Genomic DNA, 15600 nt, shown 5'->3' on the forward strand with positions numbered 1-15600 from the left:
AGACGGCTCATCGAACCGAATGGCCTCGACACTGGCCCCATAGCGGATCGCCACGCCGAGCCGCTCGGCGGCTGCGTAGAGCGCATTGAGCAGGGTCTTGCCGCCGCCGAGCAGAAAGGCGGTCTTGCGCGAGTGCGGCAGTCCGCCGCCCGCCACCGGCTGCAACGGCACGCCGAGACTCGCGAGCCAGTCGGGCAGATCGCGCGAGCGCTCGATCAGCAGGCGCAACAGCGCCGGATCCTGATCGCTGCCGGCGACACGGGCCAGATCGCGACGGAACTCGGTCTCCGGATAAGGCCCGGCCGAGAACGGTGACGGCCCCTCATGCACATAGCGGAAGTTGCGCGAATGGCGGGTATTGCCGCCGCGCTCGCCCGCCGGCGCGCGTTCCAGCAGCAACACCGAGGCGCCGGCCCGGCGCGCCGAGATCGCGGCGCAGAGCGCGGCGGTGCCGCCGCCGACGACGAGCACCTCCGGCGGCAGGTGCGTTTGACAGGGCTTCAACTTTTGTAACACACGCATTATCGATACGGCACCAGCAGGATGTTGCGGCGCTGCATCCAGTCGCTGTGCCTGGCCACCGAAGGGGCCAGCTCCGGGATCGCCCTGGCCTGGGCGTTGCCTTGCACCAGCAGGTTCAGCACCGCCATGAAGTGCGACTTACCGGTGCCGAAGCTGCCGTGCAGCGTTGACACCCTCCCTGCCCCTTCAGAAACGGGACTTCTCGCGCAGTTTGATCAGCGGTCAATCTCGCCGCGGCACAAAACGATTGAGCTTCAGGTTGCCTGAAGCGCCTCGATCTCTTCATAGATCAGATCGAGCGGTAAGCCGATACCCAGACAGTCAAGCCTGAGTTCGCCATCGCTCAGCACCTCGGCGGCCCAATCCTGCGAGCGGCGGTAGTGCCAGACCTCGCGCCGCGTCTGGCTCACCAGCAGATAATCCTGCAAGCTCGGCAGGGTCGTATAGGCCAGGAACTTCTCGCGCCGATCGATCCGCTCGGTCGATTCGGACAAGACCTCGACAATCACGCAGGGCTTGGTTCGAAAGTAGGCCTCGCGATCGTCTGCAGCGCAACTCAGCAGCAGATCCGGGTAATAGAAAATGTCCTGTCCGGCGATCCGCAGACGCACCTTCATGTCATTGGCAAAGAGCTGACAGCCGCGACCACGGATCAGAGGCCGAAGCCCCGCGACCAGATTGGAGACGATCAAGCCATGCCGATCGCTTGCGCCGGTCATCGCGTAGAGCTGACCGTCGATATACTCATGGCGCAGCTCGCTGCCCTCCTCGCCGGCGAGATAGGCCTCGACACTGAGCCTCGGTGAATCTTGTTGGGCGTACATCCGATGAGTCCTCCTCGACGACTCAGGGTTGATCCGCAGGGGGTTGATCCGCAGGATCGTCTGATTCAAACAGAACCCGATCATAGAGATCCCGCACTGAAAGTTGCACCCCCAATGCGTCCAGCGGAATCTCTGCGTCCAGGTCATCATAGGCGTCGAGCATCCAGCGCCCATCCGGCAGACGTGTAAAGACATCCACCGAGACCTGGTCTTGGGCAATCAGCAGATAATGACGCAGGCTCGGCAGGCGCCGATAGTGCGCGAACTTGCCGCCGCGGTCATCGGCCTCGGTCGCAGGCGAGAGCACCTCGGCGATGAGCGTCGGATTGGTCAGTACATCGCGGCGCGCGTCATGGAAGACCGGCTCGCCGCAGAGCACGCTGACGTCCGGGTAGGCGCAGACATCAGCGGCCTCGATGCGGATACGCATGTCGCTGGTGAGCACGCTGCAGGTGCCGCCTTTGAGCTGCTGTCGTAGCTCGCCAGTGATATTGGCGGCAATCAGACTGTGCTCATAGCTTCCGCCAGTCATGGCGAAGACCTCGCCAGCCACATACTCGTGCTTGGCGTCGATCGCCTCGCGCTCGATCGCCAGATAATCCTCGAAACGATAGCCAGGTACCGTTTGTGTCTGCATGCCCTCGACCCTCCGATCGCTTGAGCGCCTGTGGCTTAGGATCATCATTTGTTGCGCGTTGCGCAACGTGCTAAGTTGGCCCCATGATCAAGTCGTTCAGACACAAGGGGCTCCGGCGGTTCTATGAGTCCGGGTCGTCCTCAGGAATCCAGCCCCATCATGCCAGACGCTTGAGACTGCAACTTGCCGCTTTGATCACAGCGACCTGCATCGACGACATGGACATCCCAGGCTTCAAGCTCCATTCGTTGAAAGGTCCCGACCAAGGCCGCTGGTCGATCTGGGTGAACGGGAACTGGCGCGTCACCTTCGAGTTTCGGGAGAGCCATGCCTATGTACTTGATTATGAGGATTATCACTAGATGACGATGCACAGTCCCCCGCATCCCGGTGAGTTTATTCGCGAGGTCTACCTGGAGCCGTTCGAGCTGACGGGAAGGCAGCTTGCGGCAAACCTTGGTGTATCGCCATCCACATTGAATCGGGTGCTGAAGGGCAGCAGCGGCATCAGCTCTGAAATGGCCCTTCGGCTCTCAAAAGCCCTCGGCCGCAGCCCGGAAAGCTGGCTAGCCATGCAAAACCAGTTCGACCTTTGGCAGGCCAGGAACTCGGTTGATCTCGATGCTGTGCAAAAGATTGAGCTTCACGTTGCTTGAGCCGCTTCACCGCCCGCGTCCCCGCCGCGCCGCCGCTGGCTTCCAGGCCAGCCGCTCGTCGCGCGCCAGCTCCAACTGGCGCAGCTCTTCGAGCAGGAAGCCCTCGTAATAGTCGCCGAGCCGCTCGCCGAACTCGGGATCGAGGGCGTTGTGCCATTGCTTGAGCCAGGGCATCAGCTCATCGAGCGCGACCAGCAGCGGCTTGAGCTGGAAGGCGACCGAGCTGGCCCCGCGCCCGAGACGCTTGTTGGGTAAGCGTTGCGATTTAATGCTATTCAATCTCATTTTTATTGCAAAACCGGGCGCGGCGAGCTAGCATCTCGAGTGATTGCGTAACGTCATACCGCTGTCGGCAAGCCACCGACAGTGCCGCATCCAACCGGAGGTGATCATGAGCCCACGCACGCCCATCCCGTCTCCCGACAAGGTCATCCGCGCCAACACGGCCGCGGCGCAAGAACGCCGTCTGCAGAGCGATCAACTGTTGCAAGGAGCGCGGCGGGTGGTGATCGAGCACGGCGAGGCCTGCTACACCCTGCTGCTGACCCGCAATGACAAGCTGATCCTCGTCAAATAGCCACCGAGCCACCGGGGGCAACCCCCGCTCCTCGCGGCGGGCTTGCCCCGGCAAGGCCTGGCGACCTCCCAAACCGCCGCCGTCATCGAGCCGGCGGTGTGCTGCGGCGTCGGCCGCAAACAGAACGCTCTAGCCCAAACGGCCGCGCCGCCGCCGCCCCTCGCTCAAGCGCTGACGCCGCCGGACGAACGTGAAGATCGGCCCGGAGATCGCGTAGCTGAAGGCCATCAGGAACAGCAGCACCGGCGGGTCGAGGACCACCAGCGCGAATCCAAGCATCAGCAGCACGACGAACATGAAGGGCACCCGCCCCTGCAGGTCCAGCACCTTGAAGCTGTGGTAACGGAAGTTGCTCACCATGAGCAAGCCGCCGCAGGTCGTGAGCAACGCGATGAGCAGGCTGACGCTGGCGCCGCTGATGCCGTTATCGGTGCCGATCCAGACCGCGCCGGCAATGATCGCCGCGGCGGCCGGACTCGGCAGCCCCTGGAACCACCGCTTGTCGGCGATCCCGACCTGCGTATTGAACCGCGCCAATCGCAGGGCGGCGGCCGCCGTATAGATAAAGGCCGCTAGCCAGCCGAGCTTACCGAGCCCGGACAGCGCCCATTCATAGGCGACCAGCGCTGGCGCCACGCCAAACGCCACCATATCCGAGAGACTGTCGTACTCGGCGCCGAAATCGCTTTGGGTGTGGGTGATGCGCGCGATGCGGCCATCGAAACCGTCGAGCACCATCGCCGCGAAGATGCCTAGAGCCGCGGCCTCGAACAGCCCTGCATTGGCGGAGAGGACGGCGTAGAATCCCGCGAACAGCGCCGCTGTGGTGAACAGATTCGGCAGCAGGTAGATGCCACGATGTCGGTCGGCGGGGGACGCGGCCGCAGATCGATCGATCGGGTCGGAGTCGGAATCAGCCATAAGGTTCGGCTCTTGCTGGGGCCCGGCGGCCGCACTGGGATCGGGGCCAGTATAGACGTTTCCCCTTGCATAATTGAAGGGTATCAGCGGTTTCGGATTCCGCGCTTGGAGCCGGGCAGCAAGACGGGTTCTAATGGCGGAGAATCGAGCCGGCTGCAGCCATCTTGCGGCCATGCCTTAAGCCAACCTGGCCGAGGTCCACTTGCGGGCATCAACAAAGGGGCCAACGATGCAAAGACAACGACCCGACCTACCTAGCAGCGACAAGCGCTGGAAGCTGGTCAACGCCACCATGCGGCGCAATGGCTATGCCGAGCATGCGCTGATCGAGGCCCTCCACAGTGTGCAGGATGCCTTCGGCTTCCTCGACACCGAGGCCATGACCTTCGTCGCCGACTCGCTGGATCTGCCGCTGAGCAAGGTCTACGGGGTGGCCACCTTCTACCACCTGTTCATGCTCAAGCCACAAGGGCGGCACACCTGCGTGGTCTGCACCGGCACCGCCTGCTATATCAAAGGGGCCGGAGCCTTGATTGAAGGCATCGAGCAGCGTTTCGGCGTCAACCCCGGCGAGACCACCGCGGATAAATCGCTCTCGGTGATGACGGCACGTTGCGTGGGCGCCTGCGGTCTGGCGCCGGCCATCGTTATCGATGGCAGCCTCATTGGGAAGCTCGACACTGAGCAGCTGGTTCAACGCATTGAGCAGGAGATTGCCGAATGAACCTGGATGACTTAGAGGAAATCGCACGTGGGTTTCGGGAAGAAACTAGCGCGGTAAGGCGCGAGGTGCGCGTCTGTGTGGCCACCGCTTGCCACTCGGCTGGCGCCGAAGAATTGATCGCTGCACTGAAACAGGCACAAAAAGATCAGGGCCTAGAACAGTGCGCCGTCAAGGGCGTCGGCTGTATGGGCCTTTGCTCAATGGGACCGATGGTAGCAGTCGCTGAGCCCGGGGCAGACTTGCGTGAGTCGACAATCTACAAGGAAGTCGGTTTGGACGACACCACAGAGATAATGGCTAGCGCCACTGTTGAGCAACCAGCACAGCCCGTCGAGCGGTTGATGTGCCCGAACGATCAACCCTTCTTCACCCGACAGAGGTGGATCGTGCGAGAAAACTCGGGCGTCATCGATCCCGACAGCTTCAAGGGCTATGTTGCCATCGGCGGCTATGGCCCTATGGTGCAGGCACTCACCGAGATGACACCGACTGAGGTTATTGCCGAGATCACCACCAGTGGCCTGCGCGGTCGCGGGGGCGGTGGCTATCCCACTGGTCTCAAATGGTCCACCGTCGCCAAGATGCCAGGCGAGCAGAAATACGTGATCTGCAATGCTGACGAGGGTGATCCAGGCGCCTTCATGGACCGCGCGATCCTGGAGTCTGATCCTCATCGCGTTCTTGAAGGCATGGCGATCGCCGCTTACGCCGTAGGCGCCAACAAGGGATACATCTACATCCGCGCCGAATATCCACTCGCGGTAGAGCGCCTGAAGACGGCGATTCGCAAGGCCAAGCGCCAAGGCTTTCTCGGACATCATATCTGTGATACCCAATTCAATTTCGACATTGAGATCCGGCTCGGCGCGGGCGCCTTCGTCTGCGGCGAAGAGACCGCACTCATGGCATCGATCGAGGGCGGTCGCGGTCACCCGCACCCACGCCCACCCTATCCAGCCGAGTCCGGCCTGTTCGGCCTACCGACCTTGATCAATAACGTTGAGACCTACGCCAACATCGCCCCCATCATCCGCGAGGGCGGCGACTGGTTCGCCGGCATCGGCACCGAGCGCTCCAAAGGGACCAAGGTCTTTGCACTCGCTGGAAACATTGTTAATGGGGGATTGATCGAGGTTGACATGGGCACTAGCCTGCGCGACATCATCGAGGTCATCGGCGGCGGTATTCCAGACGGCAAGGCCTTCAAGGCGGTGCAGACCGGCGGCCCCTCGGGCGGCTGCGTGCCGGCCGAGCACCTCGACATCGGCGTCGATTACGACAGCCTCAAGACGCTCGGCACCATGATGGGCTCGGGCGGCATGATCATCATGGACGAGACCTCGAACATGGTCGATGTCGCGCGCTTCTTCATGGAGTTCTGCATGGACGAGTCCTGCGGCAAATGCGTGCCCTGTCGCACCGGCACCCAGCAGATGCACGCTTTGCTGGACAAGATCGCCAAGTCCAATGCCACGCGCGACGATCTAGCGCTGCTCGAGGAACTCTGCGAGGTGGTGCGGGCCACCAGCCTGTGCGGACTCGGCCAAAGCGCGCCGAATCCGGTCATGAGCACGCTGCGCTATTTCCGCGACGAGTACGAGGATAAACTCGCCGGCGGCTGATCCGCTGATTGATCCGCTGATTGATCCGCTGATTGATCCGCTGATCGATCCGCTGGGGGGCATGAGCCGAGCAGCCCGCCGCTGGTCTGCCCGTGCCGGCCGGCCCGTGCCGATCCTAGTCGATGGGCCGGGGCGGCTGCAGCTTGAACATGGGCTGGCTGTTCGGTCCACTGCTATGCAGCCCGGGATCCAAGGCGCGATCGGACAGGGTCGGGCGAATCCGCAAGCGCAGCCGAGGAGGTCGAATCAGGTGCGAACCGCGAGCCGGACCGCTTGCCTTGGCCATCGCCGGCGTCAGGCTGATTCCGGTCAGCGCACGCGCTTCCGGCGAATGCGGGGCGATGCCTTTTCGGCGCAGATAGGTCGTCAGCACCCGGTAGGTGTAGCGTTGCGTCTCTGGATAGGTGACGAAGCCATTGTGGCGGCTCAACGCGCCCTCGCCGGCGTTATAGGCCATCACCGCCTTGCCGATGCCGAACTGCCCGAGCAGCCGTTTCAGGTGGCGCACGCCGGTGCGAACATTGGTCTGCGGATCGAACAAGGCCTCGATCGAGTCGACACCGTAATCGGCAGCCGTCTCCGGCATGACCTGCATCAACCCGATCGCACCCATGCGAGACACGGCATGGGGATCATAGCCAGACTCCGCGATCACCACGGCGTCGACGAGATCGACCTCGACCCCGTACCGTTTGGCGGTGCGCTCGACCAAGGCCTCGAGCGCCGCGCGGCTTGGCACTGGCTCGTTTGGCGGGGTTGGTAACAGCGGTGCCGACGACGCGCTGTCCTCGGTGAACGCCTTGGCCTGCGCGAGATCGGCGACGGTAGCGGTCGCCGCGAGGCCGATGACGAGCAAGAGCATGAGATTGGACACTAACCATCGCATTCCGACACCCTCTTAAGGATGATGAGAAAAGACATCACCAGCCGCCAATGACCGAGCATCGCACAACCGAGCCACCCCCGGCCCTCACGCACAGCACACGATAAAGCACGATGAGCGACACGATCCCGAACGGAACCATCGCCGAGGTGCAGGGCCAGCGCCGTATCTACTACGACGGCTACTGGATCAAACACTATGAGCCGCCACCGGAGACCTTAACAGCCAAGAAGGCCTTGATCGAGGCCTTGACGCGGCGCCTGTTCAACCACGTCGAGCACGGCATCAACATCCCCGGCGTCCGCCTGGCCGAGGCGCGCGCGGCCTATGAGGCCGAGACCAACCCCGAGCGCAAGCGTGTCAATGGCGCGATGCTCGCCGGCGCGCTGTTCAACCGCGCCGCGACCATCTTCACCAAGCTGGTCGAGTTGCAGGCCGACGGCGTCGAGATCGAGCCCGATGACGCCCTGATGCGCGAATGCGGCGACTATCTGCTCGAGGCCCTGGATCTCGGGCACATGGTGCGCCATCGCGGCGGCGACGAGGGCATCGACGAACTCTGGGGCGAGCCGTTCAAGGCCTTCAGTCAGCCGATCTCGGCCTTCTATGAGAGCCGCTACCTCAAGATCGCGATGACCATGCGCGATGTCGACCGCATCACCGCCACGCTGACCACGACGTTCGAGGGCAGCACCCAGGTCAGCGGGCTCGCGCCGCTGCTGGCCGAGCTGAGCGAATCCGCCAAGCGCAAATGCGAGATCCTGCGCACCGATCCGGCCATCTTCGATGTCTGGCCTGCCTTCGTCGTCGCCAGCGATCGGCTGCGCAACATCCAGCCCCACCTGCCGCCGGCACCCTCGGCGGCCGAGGTGCACGAGGCGCAGGAAGGTAATCGCATCCTGAAATCCAGCACCGATCTCGTCAGCCACATGGTCCGCGCGCGCGCGCCCATGCCCAAGAGTTGCCGCGAGCTGATCGATACCTGCCATCAATTCCGACGCGCCTTCATCGAGCCTCGGCTGCGTCGGGAACAGCAGTCCGAACCGCCTGGCTGACCGCGCTCGGACTATTGGCCTGGCGTTTGCTTCATTCCCAACGTCTTTCAGTCGCTAGCAACTCGATGGATGGACGTTATGGGTGTCAGCATCAATGACTCGGCTCGCAATCCAACCTTGACCGCCGATCTGGCCGGCATGATCGCGCCGGCTCGAGCGCCAAGGATTCTGAATCACGATATCATGGGCTGCACTGCGGAGGGGGTGCTCGGCAATCACCTCTACTCCGGGCGCGCCCTCGGCGTCAGCGATCCCGGCGACCTGATCCAGCTGCATCCCGACCTCGAGCCCCAATGGCCAGCGATCTGCGGCCACTATCGGCGGATCGGTCTCAGCCACAGCAGCGAGGTGATCTGGGACATCGATCCCGGCCGGCTCGCCGCGTATCCGCAGCACCTGCCCTCGGTGTTCTACTTCGGCGCCGCCGAGCAACGCAAACGCCCGGATGAACGCTGGTATCGCGTCGTCGATTACATCAACTCCAAGAATCGGTTCATGGCCCTCGCCGATGATCTCGGCGTGCCGGTGCCGCGCACCCTCTGCTTCGAGGCGGCCGGGCAGATCGCGGACATCGATCTCGAGGCCGCGCCCTACCCCTGCTATCTCAAGGCGGCGGTCTCGGTCTCGGGGGTGGGCATCCACCGCTGCGAGCATCGGGAGGCGCTGCGCACCGCCATCGAGACCTTCGCCCCCGACATCCCGGTCCAGATCCAGGCCGAGGTACGGACCGACCGCTTCCTCAATCTCCAGTATGAGGCCGTCGATGGCCGCGCAGAGCGGTTCGCGGCGACCGAGCAGATCCTCGAAGGCTGCGTGCATCAGGGCAACCGCCATCCGGTGCCGGCCCCGCCCTGGGAGGTCGTCGAGCCCATGGCCGACTGGCTCGTCGAGCAGGGCATGCAAGGGGTCTTCGCCTTCGATGTCGCCGTGGTCGAGCGCGACACAGGCGTCGAGCACCTGGCGATCGAGTGCAATCCGCGCTGGAATGGCGCCTCCTATCCGACCAAGATCGCGCACAAGCTCGGCATCGAGCAGTGGCTGGCGCGCACCTTCCCGACCCAATATCGCAACCTCGCCGAGATCGACCTGACCGGTCTCGAATATGACCCGAGCAGCGGCGAAGGGGTTATCCTGGTGAATTGGGGGCCGGTGTTGGTCGGCAAGCTGCTGGTGCTGCTCGCCGCTCAGCCGGTGCGACAACAGGCACTGGAGCAAGCCCTCAGCCAGCGCCTCTGAGTAAAGAGCATGACCGATACCTATTCCCTGATGATCCACGGCGGCGCCGGCGCGCTCGACAACGTCGCCGATGAACGCACCGCCGTGCGCTACCTCGAGAGCATCCGCGTCATCCTCGAGCACGGGCGCGCCATCCTCGAGCGCGGCGCGAGCGCGGTCGAGGCGGTCGAGAGCTGCGCCTCGCAACTGGAGGACGACCCCCTGTTCAATGCCGGTTGCGGCTCGGTGCTGAACGAGAACGGCAAGGTCGAGATGGACGCCGCGATCATGGATGGGCGCGATCTCGCCGCCGGCGCCGTTGCCGGCATCGGTAACATCGCCAACCCGGTGCAACTGGCGCGACTGATCATGGATGGCAGCGAGCATGTGATGCTGATCGGCGACGGCGCGTTGCAGTTCGCCAAGCATTGCCAGGTGCGGTTGACGCCCGATCACTACTTCTTCACCCCCGATCGCATCCAGCAGCTGGAGCAGGCGCGATTGCGTGGGCGCATGACGCTCGATCACGACGACGAGGGCGAGGAGCAGAAATACGGCACCGTCGGCGCCGTCGCCCGCGACCGCCAAGGCAACCTGGCCGCCGCCACCTCCACCGGCGGCATCGTCAACAAGCGCATGGGCCGGGTCGGCGATTCGTCGATCATCGGCGCCGGCGTCTATGCCGACAATGCCAGCTGTGCCGTCTCCACCACCGGCTACGGCGAAGACTTCATGCGCACCGTGTTCGCCAAGACCGTCGCCGACCTGATCGAACTCTGCGGCGGCGACGCGCGCTCGGCGGTCGCTGACGGGCTCGCCTACCTCAGCCGGAAACTCCAGGGCCGCGGCGGCCTCATCTGCATCGATCGCGACGGCCACTGCGCCAGCGGCATGACCACCAAGAAGATGATCCACGGCTGGATCGAGCACGGCGGCGAGACCATCTGCCGCTTCTGATCTGAGCGGGCCTCAGTCACCGCCGCGCTGCTGGCAGCGGCGGCGCAGGGCGCAGAGGTCACAGGCCGGTTTGCGCGCGCGACAGACCGCCTTGGCGTGGCGCACGATCAAGGCGTGATAGGCATTGAAGCAGGCCGCATCCGGCCCGAGCGCCGCCTCGACCCGCTGACGAATCTGTTCATAGCCCGCGTCCCCGTCGATCGTCCCGAGCCGGCGGAACAGCCGTCGGGTATAGGCGTCGACCACGAATACCGGCCGTTCGAAGGCATAGAGCAGGATATCGTCGGCGGTCTCGGGGCCGATGCCATTGATCCCCAACAGCCAGCGCCGCAGCGGCTCGGTGGGCATCGCCGCCAACGCGGCCTCGCCGCCGGCCTCGATCAGCGCCGCGCAGAAACCGCGCAAGCGCCGCGCCTTCAGGTTGTAATAGCCGCAGGGCCGGATCAGCTCCGCAAGCGCCGGCTCGGCAAGCCCTAGGACCGCCTCTGGACTGAGCCGTATCCGCGCCTGCAACCGCGCCAAGGCGCGCTCGACATTGGTCCAGGCGGTGTTTTGGGTCAGGATGGCACCGACCATGACCTCGAAGCCGGTGTCGGCGGGCCACCAATGTTGCTCCCCATAGGCCGCCGCGAGGTGCTGGTAAAGTGCCCGGATCGCCTCATCGCCGCTCGCCGCGAGCGATTCGGCGAGATCGGGGGCCCGCCCCTGATCCTGAGCCCGATCGCGATCCGGAGCCAGCGCGGGATCGCCCTGGCCACCGTTGCCGCGCTCAGCCGTGATGAGGCGGGTCTCCGGCACGCGCGTCCGGCTCAGAACGTCTGCCCCTTGCGAATCACCACGATGCCCCCCTCCGAGACCTCGAAGCGCTCGGCGTCGGCGCGGCGATCCTCACCGATGCTGACCCCCGCCGGGATCACCACATCCTTGTCACAGATACAGCGCCGGATACGCGCATTGGCACCCACCCGAACCCCCTCGAACAAAATCGCCTCGTCGACGATCGCGCCGTCCTCGACCTCCACCCGCGGATAGAGCACCGAATGGCTGACCCCGCCACCGCGAATCAGGGTTCCGGCGGCGAGCATCGAGTTGACGAAGATGCCCTCGTTCCCAGAGCTTGGCCCAGGCACGGTGCGCGCCGGCGGATATTGCCCCTGATAGGTCAGGATATTCCAGTCGGCCTGATAGAGATCCAAGGGCGAGTCGGCCTTGAGCAGGTCCATATTGGCGCGAAAATAGGCGTCGGTGGAGCCGAGGTCGCTCCAATACCGATCTTGACTGACGCGTCCGCGCTCACCGCCGAAGCCATAGGCGACAGGCGGGGTCGGCGTGAACAGGCGTCCGTCGAGAAACGGCGCCAGGAGCTGGGCCACGAGGTCGACGCCCGACTCCATCCCCGCTGCCGTCCCGGACTCGACGACCCCGGCCAGGGTCTCGATCCGTTCGAGCAGCAGGGCCTTGTCGATCAGCACCACGCCCATGGTCGAGAGGTAGGCCTCGCCGGTCTCCGGCGCTGGCCGCATGGCGACGATCCGCTCCGCCGCGTCGACCGTCACCGCCATCCCGCCGCTGGCGGTGCCGGGTCCGGCCTGCCGCAGCGCGCAGCTGATGCCCCCGCCCTGCTCGCGGTGAAAGCGGATCAGCTCCGCGTAATCCATGCGATAGACCAGGCCGCCATCGAGCAGCAACACGCTATCCGACGGGCTGCGCTCGATCAGGTAACGGTTCTGGCGCAACGCGTCCATCGCGTTTCGATACCAACCGCTGTCATCGCGCATCTGCGGCGGTACCGCGGTGATGAACTCGCCCAGCTCGGGGTTGAACAGCGACCAGCCATCGCGCAGATGCTTGTGTAATGAGTGCGATTTGTACTGGGTCAGGACCAACACCTGCCGCAGCCCCGAGTGCAGACAGTTGGCCAGGGTGAAATCGATCACGCGATACTTACCGGCCACCGGCACCGCCGCCTTGCAACGCTGTTCGGTCAGCGGCTTGGGCGTGCCCCGCTCGGCGGCAAAGACGAAGGTGAGTGTCTTCGAAGGCATGGACGGTTCTCAGGGTCTTACGGAGCAACGACGATGGACAGGCCCGACCGCGCTGACTCAACGCGATGATCCAGCCTCGCGGCTAACTCCCGCCGGCTGGCGGCGGCTCGTGGCGGCAACAGGTCATCGGCGCATCAGGCCAGCCCGGACGGGGCTCGCTGTTGATAATCCGAAAGGCATTGTAGGCCAAGGCAACCCCTGCGAGTCCGAGCACGACGAATAACACACGGCGATGCGGTGACATGGCGACACCTCTTGATCGGCAGTGGACTGAAAGCGAGGCGAGCGATCGGCAGCGCCGGCTTCTCTGCATCATTCTGGCACAGGCCGACGGGCAGACGCCCCACGCTGGGGCGGAAACACCGCCCCAGCGTGGGGCTAGCCCGATTGCGGGCGGCTTAGGCGATTGCCGTCAATCGCCTTGGGCAATCGCCTTGGGCCTAGCCGGTCCTCGCAAGCCCGAGCCGATCGAGGGCGACATTCGGCTGCGGGACCATGGCCTCGAACAGCAGCGAGCGCCCGGACATCGCAGCGGCCGGCGGCAGCCCCATCAGCTCAAGCACGGTCGGGGCCACATCGGCTAGGGTGCCGCTCGGTCGCAGCACCCAACGCTCCTTGTCGACGACCAGCAAGGGCACCGGATTGGTCGTATGCTGGGTATGCGGCGCGTCGGTCTCGGGATCCCGCATCATGTCGCAATTGCCATGATCGGCGGTCAGCAGCGCCGAATATCCATTCGCCGTGGCTGCATCTAGCACACGACCGGCCTGCTCGTCAACCACCTCGACCGCCCGCACCACGGCCTCCATATCGCCGGTATGGCCGACCATATCGCCGTTGGCGAAGTTGACGACGAGGAAGCCATAGCGCCCATCCTCGATCGCCTCGACCACGGCGTCGGCGACCTGCGGCGCGCTCATCTCGGGCTTGAGATCGTAGGTCTTGACCATTGGGGACGGAATCAATCGATGCACCTCGCCGGCGACCGGCTCCTCGCGTCCACCGTTGAAGAAGAAGGTCACATGCGCGTACTTTTCGGTCTCGGCGCAGTGGAACTGCTCGATGCCCTGGGCGCTGATCACCTGATTCAGCGTGATCTCGGGCACCTCGGGATCGAACGCATGCGGCAAGCCGAAGCGCTTGTCGTAGACCATCATGCAGGTCAGATCGGCGCGCGGCGCCTGCCCCCGATCGAAGCCATCGAAGCTGTCCAACGCGATCGCGGCGGCGATCTGCCGTGGCCGATCCTTACGGAAGTTGAACAGCAGCATGGGGTCGTCGGCCTCGAGCCCCGGCCAATCGCCGATCACGCTGGGATGGATGAACTCATCGCCCTCGCCGGCCGCATAGGCGGCATCGATCGCCGCGCGCGCGCTCCGGGCACTGCGCCCCTTGCCGAGCACGATGGCGCGCCAGGCGCGCTCGGTGCGATCGAAGCGCCGATCCCGATCCATCGCATAGTAGCGGCCGCTGACGGTGACGATGCGCCCGCCCGCCCCGGCCAGCGCATCCTCGATCTCGCCGAGGCCGTTGAGCACCGACTTCGGCGGTGTATCCCGTCCATCGGCGATCAGATGCACCAATGGGGTCACCCCCTCGCGCCGGCACAACTCGATCAGCGCCAGCAGGTGGCGCGCGTGGCTATGCACGCCGCCCTCCGAGACCAGCCCGAGCAGCTGCAACGGGCGGCCCTTGTCCTTGGCCCGATGGATCGCCGCGAGCAAGGCCGGATTCTCGAAGAAGCTGCCGTCGGCGATCGCGTCGTCGATCAGCACCAGATCCTGGCGCAGCAGACTGCCGCTGCCGAGCGTCATGTGCCCGACCTCGGAATTGCCCATCTGCCCGGTCGGCAGCCCCACGCCGCTACCGGATGCGTTGAGTTGGGTGAATGGATAACGGAAGAAATACTCGTCGAGCCGTGGCGTCCTCGCCTGGGCGATGGCATTGTGGAGCTTACTTGGGTTGATGCCGAAGCCATCGAGGATGACCAGGACGACCGGGCGTCTCGGGGTTGCCGACTCTGCGGTGGTGGTCATGATCGAAAATACCTTGGGTTGATGGATGTCTCGGAAGATGAAGCAAAAGACGTTCCTTTTCCACTACACGCGCTCGTGCTGGCGCAACAGCGCCGCCTGCACCATCAAGCGTTTCATCTCCGCGACCGCGCGCTCGAGTCCCGAGAACAGCGCGCGCGCGACGATGGCATGGCCGATATTGAGTTCGCGCACGCCCGGCAGGGCCGCGATCGCCTCGACCGTCGCATAGTCGAGCCCATGTCCGGCGTTGACCTGTAGCCCGAGTTGCCGGCCCAGCGCCACGGCATCGGCGATGCGCTGCAATTCCTGCGCGCGCGCCGATAACGAACGGGCGTCGGCATAGCGACCGGTATGGATCTCGACCACCGGCGCACCGATCTCGGCGGCGGCCTCCAACTGCGCTGTCTCCGCATCGATGAACAGCGACACGCGCACGCCGGCCTCAGTGAGCCGCGCGGTCTGCTCTTTGAGCATCTCAAGATGGCCGGCGACATCGAGCCCGCCCTCGGTGGTCAGTTCCTCGCGCCGCTCCGGCACCAGGCAGCAGTCGCTCGGATGCAGGGCGCAGGCGATTTCGACCATCTCCGGGGTCGCTGCCATCTCCAGATTCATGCGCGTCTGCAGGATACCCTTCAGCAGATGCACATCGCGATCCTGGATATGGCGCCGGTCCTCGCGCAGATGCAGGGTGATGGCATCGGCGCCGGCCTGCTCGGCGACGAGCGCGGCCTGGATCGGTTCCGGGTAACGGGTCCCGCGGGCAGCGCGAATGGTGGCGATATGATCGATATTGACGCCGAGTAGGATCGGCGCCCCGGTTGGCTCTGGCATGATGATTCCTGTGGTTGACAATGGGAGTCGGACGGGTGGATGACGAACGGGCGGACGGGTTGCCCGCGGAGCGCCGGGCGGTGAACGGATGCATG

General features: G+C 64.6%; 19 protein-coding genes. 8 read left to right on the forward strand and 11 right to left on the reverse strand.

Annotated features, from left to right (window positions below):
- The 4 genes from ACLFQI_RS05090 to ACLFQI_RS05105 all read right to left on the reverse strand — a co-directional run.
- The coding region (locus ACLFQI_RS05090; protein WP_410757795.1) for an FAD-dependent oxidoreductase at positions 1 to 522 on the reverse strand (522 nt) is incomplete at its 3' end.
- Positions 522 to 695, reverse strand: coding sequence for a hypothetical protein (locus tag ACLFQI_RS05095; RefSeq protein WP_410757796.1), 174 nt, complete (start codon positions 693 to 695; stop codon positions 522 to 524). The genes ACLFQI_RS05095 and ACLFQI_RS05090, both read right to left, overlap by 1 nt.
- A gap of 81 nt (positions 696 to 776) precedes the next feature.
- Positions 777 to 1346: a Uma2 family endonuclease gene (locus ACLFQI_RS05100; RefSeq protein WP_410757797.1), complete on the reverse strand. Its 570-nt coding sequence runs from the start codon at positions 1344 to 1346 to the stop codon at positions 777 to 779.
- Positions 1347 to 1368: 22 nt separating this feature from the next.
- Complete coding sequence (locus ACLFQI_RS05105; RefSeq protein WP_410757798.1) at positions 1369 to 1983, reverse strand: Uma2 family endonuclease; 615 nt, start codon at positions 1981 to 1983, stop codon at positions 1369 to 1371.
- Positions 1984 to 2066: 83 nt separating this feature from the next.
- On the opposite strand from ACLFQI_RS05105, the gene ACLFQI_RS05110 reads away from it, so the two are divergent.
- Positions 2067 to 2345, forward strand: coding sequence for a type II toxin-antitoxin system RelE/ParE family toxin (locus tag ACLFQI_RS05110; RefSeq protein WP_410757799.1), 279 nt, complete (start codon positions 2067 to 2069; stop codon positions 2343 to 2345).
- The gene (locus tag ACLFQI_RS05115) at positions 2346 to 2639 is read left to right on the forward strand and encodes a HigA family addiction module antitoxin (protein ID WP_410757800.1); all 294 of its coding nucleotides are present in this window, start codon (positions 2346 to 2348) and stop codon (positions 2637 to 2639) included.
- A 6-nt stretch (positions 2640 to 2645) separates the two neighbouring features.
- Here the strand turns inward: ACLFQI_RS05115 and ACLFQI_RS05120 are convergent, their stop codons facing one another.
- Positions 2646 to 2918: a DUF7008 domain-containing protein gene (locus ACLFQI_RS05120; protein WP_410757801.1), complete on the reverse strand. Its 273-nt coding sequence runs from the start codon at positions 2916 to 2918 to the stop codon at positions 2646 to 2648.
- Positions 2919 to 3030: 112 nt separating this feature from the next.
- On the opposite strand from ACLFQI_RS05120, the gene hemP reads away from it, so the two are divergent.
- On the forward strand, positions 3031 to 3216 hold the full coding sequence (gene hemP, locus ACLFQI_RS05125; RefSeq protein WP_410757802.1) for a hemin uptake protein HemP: 186 nt from the start codon (positions 3031 to 3033) through the stop codon (positions 3214 to 3216).
- Positions 3217 to 3345: 129 nt separating this feature from the next.
- Here the strand turns inward: hemP and pssA are convergent, their stop codons facing one another.
- Positions 3346 to 4137, reverse strand: coding sequence for a CDP-diacylglycerol--serine O-phosphatidyltransferase (gene pssA / locus ACLFQI_RS05130; protein ID WP_410757803.1), 792 nt, complete (start codon positions 4135 to 4137; stop codon positions 3346 to 3348).
- 229 nt (positions 4138 to 4366) lie between these two features.
- Between pssA and hoxE the strand changes: the two genes are divergently transcribed.
- Entirely contained in the window at positions 4367 to 4861 is a 495-nt protein-coding gene (gene hoxE, locus ACLFQI_RS05135; protein WP_410757804.1) for a bidirectional hydrogenase complex protein HoxE, read from the forward strand.
- Entirely contained in the window at positions 4858 to 6483 is a 1626-nt protein-coding gene (locus ACLFQI_RS05140) for an NADH-ubiquinone oxidoreductase-F iron-sulfur binding region domain-containing protein (protein WP_410757805.1), read from the forward strand. Before hoxE ends, ACLFQI_RS05140 begins: the two co-directional genes overlap by 4 nt.
- A 115-nt stretch (positions 6484 to 6598) precedes the next feature.
- Here ACLFQI_RS05140 and ACLFQI_RS05145 read toward each other — a convergent pair whose 3' ends face one another.
- The gene (locus tag ACLFQI_RS05145; protein WP_410757806.1) at positions 6599 to 7357 is read right to left on the reverse strand and encodes a lytic transglycosylase domain-containing protein; all 759 of its coding nucleotides are present in this window, start codon (positions 7355 to 7357) and stop codon (positions 6599 to 6601) included.
- 122 nt (positions 7358 to 7479) lie between these two features.
- On the opposite strand from ACLFQI_RS05145, the gene ACLFQI_RS05150 reads away from it, so the two are divergent.
- The 3 genes from ACLFQI_RS05150 (at position 7480) to ACLFQI_RS05160 (ending at position 10593) form a co-directional block, all read left to right on the forward strand.
- Complete coding sequence (locus ACLFQI_RS05150) at positions 7480 to 8421, forward strand: hypothetical protein (protein WP_410757807.1); 942 nt, start codon at positions 7480 to 7482, stop codon at positions 8419 to 8421.
- Positions 8422 to 8499: 78 nt separating this feature from the next.
- Positions 8500 to 9657 carry an ATP-grasp domain-containing protein gene (locus tag ACLFQI_RS05155; protein WP_410757808.1) on the forward strand — a complete coding sequence of 386 codons (1158 nt, stop codon included), beginning with the start codon at positions 8500 to 8502 and terminating at the stop codon, positions 9655 to 9657.
- 9 nt (positions 9658 to 9666) lie between these two features.
- Complete coding sequence (locus tag ACLFQI_RS05160; RefSeq protein ID WP_410757809.1) at positions 9667 to 10593, forward strand: isoaspartyl peptidase/L-asparaginase family protein; 927 nt, start codon at positions 9667 to 9669, stop codon at positions 10591 to 10593.
- Between the two features lie 12 nt (positions 10594 to 10605).
- Here ACLFQI_RS05160 and ACLFQI_RS05165 read toward each other — a convergent pair whose 3' ends face one another.
- The 4 genes from ACLFQI_RS05165 to pdxJ all read right to left on the reverse strand — a co-directional run bounded on the left by ACLFQI_RS05165 (position 10606) and on the right by pdxJ (position 15505).
- A complete protein-coding gene (locus ACLFQI_RS05165; RefSeq protein ID WP_410757813.1) occupies positions 10606 to 11247 on the reverse strand; it encodes an endonuclease III domain-containing protein in 642 nt (213 codons plus the stop codon).
- A 155-nt stretch (positions 11248 to 11402) separates the two neighbouring features.
- Complete coding sequence (locus ACLFQI_RS05170; protein WP_410757810.1) at positions 11403 to 12638, reverse strand: glucose-1-phosphate adenylyltransferase family protein; 1236 nt, start codon at positions 12636 to 12638, stop codon at positions 11403 to 11405.
- A gap of 440 nt (positions 12639 to 13078) precedes the next feature.
- Entirely contained in the window at positions 13079 to 14674 is a 1596-nt protein-coding gene (gene gpmI, locus ACLFQI_RS05175) for a 2,3-bisphosphoglycerate-independent phosphoglycerate mutase (protein WP_410757811.1), read from the reverse strand.
- Positions 14675 to 14737: 63 nt separating this feature from the next.
- Positions 14738 to 15505 (reverse strand): pyridoxine 5'-phosphate synthase, encoded by a 768-nt coding sequence (gene pdxJ / locus ACLFQI_RS05180; protein WP_410757812.1) that lies wholly within the window; start codon positions 15503 to 15505, stop codon positions 14738 to 14740.
- Positions 15506 to 15600 lie beyond the last annotated feature (95 nt).

It is taken from the genome of Halochromatium sp. (genome assembly GCF_046541315.1).
Lineage (GTDB): Bacteria > Pseudomonadota > Gammaproteobacteria > Chromatiales > Chromatiaceae > Lamprobacter.

Bases quoted from the DNA above. Each gene is read 5' to 3' on its own strand.
- ACLFQI_RS05105 (WP_410757798.1), bottom strand. From the start codon at position 1,983: ATGCAGACACAAACGGTACCTGGCTATCGTTTCGAGGATTATCTGGCG.
- ACLFQI_RS05140 (WP_410757805.1), top strand. From the start codon at position 4,858: ATGAACCTGGATGACTTAGAGGAAATCGCACGTGGGTTTCGGGAAGAA.
- pdxJ (WP_410757812.1), bottom strand. From the start codon at position 15,505: ATGCCAGAGCCAACCGGGGCGCCGATCCTACTCGGCGTCAATATCGAT.
- ACLFQI_RS05160 (WP_410757809.1), top strand. From the start codon at position 9,667: ATGACCGATACCTATTCCCTGATGATCCACGGCGGCGCCGGCGCGCTC.
- gpmI (WP_410757811.1), bottom strand. From the start codon at position 14,674: ATGACCACCACCGCAGAGTCGGCAACCCCGAGACGCCCGGTCGTCCTG.
- pssA (WP_410757803.1), bottom strand. From the start codon at position 4,137: ATGGCTGATTCCGACTCCGACCCGATCGATCGATCTGCGGCCGCGTCC.
- hoxE (WP_410757804.1), top strand. From the start codon at position 4,367: ATGCAAAGACAACGACCCGACCTACCTAGCAGCGACAAGCGCTGGAAG.
- ACLFQI_RS05110 (WP_410757799.1), top strand. From the start codon at position 2,067: ATGATCAAGTCGTTCAGACACAAGGGGCTCCGGCGGTTCTATGAGTCC.
- ACLFQI_RS05115 (WP_410757800.1), top strand. From the start codon at position 2,346: ATGACGATGCACAGTCCCCCGCATCCCGGTGAGTTTATTCGCGAGGTC.
- ACLFQI_RS05155 (WP_410757808.1), top strand. From the start codon at position 8,500: ATGGGTGTCAGCATCAATGACTCGGCTCGCAATCCAACCTTGACCGCC.
- ACLFQI_RS05100 (WP_410757797.1), bottom strand. From the start codon at position 1,346: ATGTACGCCCAACAAGATTCACCGAGGCTCAGTGTCGAGGCCTATCTC.
- ACLFQI_RS05150 (WP_410757807.1), top strand. From the start codon at position 7,480: ATGAGCGACACGATCCCGAACGGAACCATCGCCGAGGTGCAGGGCCAG.
- hemP (WP_410757802.1), top strand. From the start codon at position 3,031: ATGAGCCCACGCACGCCCATCCCGTCTCCCGACAAGGTCATCCGCGCC.
- ACLFQI_RS05170 (WP_410757810.1), bottom strand. From the start codon at position 12,638: ATGCCTTCGAAGACACTCACCTTCGTCTTTGCCGCCGAGCGGGGCACG.